Here is a 3,810-nt window from a genome sequence, read left to right as displayed (position 1 = left end):
CACTACCAATAATTACGACATTCGTCTCAGATATTTTTGAGTTCCCAGTCACGATTGCCTCTTTTCATGACAATTTGAATAGGATCTACAAACAGGATGACCATTTCCTCAATTGCCACAAAAACTTTTTGACCTACAGAATTTTTATCGCCATGACGATATACCTGAAAGCGATAAACATTGCCGTGCAGATTAGTTTTAGTTTGCGATTCGGCTTTTTTTACTTCCGGGTCATCATCAGCAACTTTTCGGAAAGAAAACACACTCCATTTAGCTTTTTCATTAGTGATATCCCAGAATGCTTGAGTGGAGGTAACCCCTGGTTTATAAAAGTTTTCTTCCTTAATGCCCAATGCTCGGTAAACTCGCGCCATTGCCAAAACGCGGGCTTCGTATTCGCGAATGCCTACTTTGCCAGTTAGGGCTAAAGAAAATTGATTTTGCAAAGCATTTTTGACATAATCAACGTTATCGAAAGCAGCGTACTCGACAAATTCTTTATTTTCCCGATTTACTAACCGAGGGCCTGTTACTCCATCCCAAGGAAGCTTGCCAACTTGACCGATTTCTTCATCGGTAAGCGGGCTAATTGTCGGCCAAATTTCGTTAGGTTCAAAAGTGCGTGCCGTATCGGGAGCAACAGCAGGCCAAAATGTACTCAGAGCTGCACATAGTTTGGCATCTTCGGGAAATGGACTGCCCAAACCGTAAGCTGCTAGGTGTTTTGTGCCGTCGGGGGTAACGTCGAAACTGACATCCCAACCGGGAGCAAAAATTCCCGCTGCTGCATCTGGAAGGTAGGAACTTCTGTTAGTTTCGGGAACTTCCAGAGGCATTTGACGAACGGGTTTGTCTAGCAAGAAAGAGACGATCGCAGTTACGCTAGTATCTTCTGTGCGAAAAGGTGCTTTTTTAATCTGAACATTCGGTGCTAGTCGTTCATCGGATAAAGTACCGGGTGTAATTCTCCAAGTACTGCGTTTGATCGAACTCGGTACTGACTGCTGCCACCAATCCATCAATTCTCGCTGATCGGTATTGGGGAAGAAATCAGGCGCAGCTACTATGGAATAAGCTGGTACGCGACGGGGCAAAAGCACTGCTAATTGCGGACAGATAGCTTCAATCCAGCCATCGCCAGTAAAATCGATAAAATGTAGGGCATCGTAGCCACCTTGGGCGACAATTTCGGCGACGTTTTCTTTTTCGTTGAGGTCAACTTGTTGGCCGTTTGGCAAAATTTGAAAGCGTGCGTGGACATATTCGGGAGCGCGACGCGCATCTTGTTTGCCAGTAGGGATGTAGAGGCTGGAAGATAAAATTTGGTTGTAATCTTTGGGAACTTTAAATGTGAGCGGTTTACCCTTATATTCTGCTGGTTGAACTAAGTGGGGATGCACGACTGGCAATAAAACTCCGGGGCCATATTGGGGATTATTTGACCATTCTGCTATACCTTCAGTAAATATAAATGGCGGCTTGCTGATGTCTGGTTCTTGCCATCCAGTGCCTTGCTTCCCAATTTCGAGATGGATGCGCCGCAGCTTTTCGTTGATGTGATAAGCTTTTAAGACTACCTGCAAGTCAAAACCGCGCAGGCATTCTTTGCCGCTGAAAAGTTTGTGCAGGGGCACCCAAAAATCGCGCAGCTTATCATCGCCTGGGTTGGGATAATTGTCGCTATCTATACGATTTAGCTCTTGCCTGATGTTGAAACGCATCGGCCCAAATCGGTCTTTGTTGCCTTTCATTTGGACTGCCAAATAGGCGGAGTAACGAGATGGCAAAACTCGAAAAGCATGAGGATTTCCATCTACAAAAGGTAGGAATCCTCGATTGCGACCGTTATAAAGTGGCTCGACAGTTCCTACTCTGGCGATGCCGGTACGGGAGTAGCACATTTCGGCGTGCTTTTGCAGGACTGTTTCCGGTGCGGGGCGATATTCAGATGCGAAGACGACGATCGCTAAATTAGCACGGTTGGCACGGGCTCTAATCTCCAGCAAGGAGGGTGGATTGACGCCATAAACGTAGTTTTCGACGGTATCGATTTCCGCTAAAGTGGGAAAAGCACTTAGCTGTTTGCCATCAACACCAGAAACTACATTCGTCGAAGCGAAGGCGTGAAAGAGCAAGCTGCGGGCGGGATTGCGCGGTTCGATACCTCTTTTGCCTTCTTGGGCAAAATCTTCAAAACCGGGAATGCGTCGGTTGATACCGGGTAATTCTTTGGTGAGTTCCCGTTTGAGATCGGTGGCGGCGAGATCGAGTCCGTGTTGGAGAAGCAAGTCTCGCCATCCGTGGGGAGCAAGACGATCGCAGATTTTTTTTACTTCTTGGATAAGAGTCATTGCCGATGGGTAGATGCCCGGTGGGTCATCAATTATCCTACATGGGAAATAGTTTACCAACTCTTAAGACCAAGGCCATATTCTTTAACAGATTTCAAATTTTAGATTTTAGATTTAAGATTCCAAATTTGAAATCTTAAATCTGAAATCTAAAATTACAGACGTATTTGCTTTAATTGACTGCGAGGATTGAAACTGCGGGAGGTGCGGATTTTTTCGTAATATTCCCGTTCGATGGCACTGAGGTCTTTCGGCGGTACGATCGTAATTTTCACCATTTGGTCGCCGCGTCCGGCTTTGGGGTTTGGCCATCCTTTGCCCCGCAGGCGTAGGGATTGACCGGAACGAATGCCGGCGGGAACGTTGACTGTAACGGCACCATCGGGTGTGGGCACTTCTACTTGAGCTCCCAAAACAGCTTCATCTGGAGTAATTGGCACCTCGCAGACCAAGTTTTCTCCCTCAAAATGGAAGAAGGTATGGGGCAGCAATTCCACTGTTAAGTACAAATCCCCGCGCTGCTGGTTGTAGGGATTGACTGTGCCTTTGCCTCTGAGACGAATGCGACTACCAGTTTTGGCACCTGGGGGAATTCGCACGTCAACGACTTCTGCACCTAAGTCCAGGCGCTTCTGGACGCCGTGAAATGCTTCGGATAAGCTGAGGTTGAGGGTTGCCTCTCTATCCGATCCTGCTTGACCTGCCCGATCTTCAAAACCCTCATAGCCACCAAAATTGCTATATCCGCTTGGGCCTCCCGCATTGGTACGGTAGTTGTAAGTCCGCCCGCCAGAACGCCCCGGCCCAGCACCAGTACCTGTGGTGCCGAATCGACCCAGCAATTCGTTGATGAATTCATCAAAACTGCCATACTGACTGAAGTCGAAGTTACCGAAATCAACGTTAGGGCTGGCACCGCCGGATGGCCATCCTTGACCGGCCTGTTTCCAATACTGGCCGAATTGGTCGTATTTTTTACGTTTGTCTGGGTCTGACAACACTTCGTAGGCTTCGCTGACTTCTTTGAAGCGAGATTCAGCGTCTTTGTTGCCAGGGTTCATGTCGGGGTGATACTTGCGTGCGAGTCGGCGGTAGACTTTTTTGATTTCGTCAGCGCTAGCGGTCTTATTCACCCCCAAAACGGCGTAATAGTCTTTGAAGTCGGTCGCGGGCATTAGGCAGTCTCCTATAAAGGTAAAGATTTTATTTATATATTTTCGCGAAGGTATTTGGAATTTGCTTTGAATAGCTATTCCGGGCAGAGCGATTTTTGCAGAAAGCTCTACCCTCTATGATGGTGACAGCAAATACTCGGCACTGTTACCGATCGATTTTCTATTTAAGGGTATCAAATGTGCAAGTTCGGTTCGGTTCGGTTATTGCTCTCTCGTGCGATCGCAATTTCCGTACTGGCTACGCCTGGGTAGTAGCGCAAAATCAGGTCTAGCCCATCCTCAAA

2 protein-coding genes are annotated in these 3,810 nt (G+C 47.4%); both read right to left on the bottom strand.

Annotated elements, in window-relative coordinates; all coding sequences use genetic code 11:
- Nucleotides 1-26: 26 nt before the first annotated feature.
- Nucleotides 27-2,351, bottom strand: a complete 2,325-nt coding sequence (locus H6S82_RS23020) for a hypothetical protein (RefSeq protein ID WP_190463943.1) — start codon at nucleotides 2,349-2,351, stop codon at nucleotides 27-29.
- Between the two features lie 155 nt (nucleotides 2,352-2,506).
- A complete protein-coding gene (locus H6S82_RS23015; RefSeq protein WP_190463944.1) occupies nucleotides 2,507-3,526 on the bottom strand; it encodes a DnaJ C-terminal domain-containing protein in 1,020 nt (339 codons plus the stop codon).
- Nucleotides 3,527-3,810: the final 284 nt, after the last annotated feature.

The sequence above is a fragment of the Planktothrix sp. FACHB-1355 genome (genome assembly GCF_014748295.1).
Lineage (GTDB): Bacteria > Cyanobacteriota > Cyanobacteriia > Cyanobacteriales > Aerosakkonemataceae > Aerosakkonema > Aerosakkonema funiforme_A.
This window is presented reverse-complemented; position numbering and strand designations above follow the sequence as displayed.

Excerpts from the sequence above, each read along its gene's own strand:
- H6S82_RS23020 (WP_190463943.1), bottom strand. The coding sequence starts at position 2,351 with ATGACTCTTATCCAAGAAGTAAAAAAAATCTGCGATCGTCTTGCTCCC.
- H6S82_RS23015 (WP_190463944.1), bottom strand. The coding sequence starts at position 3,526 with ATGCCCGCGACCGACTTCAAAGACTATTACGCCGTTTTGGGGGTGAAT.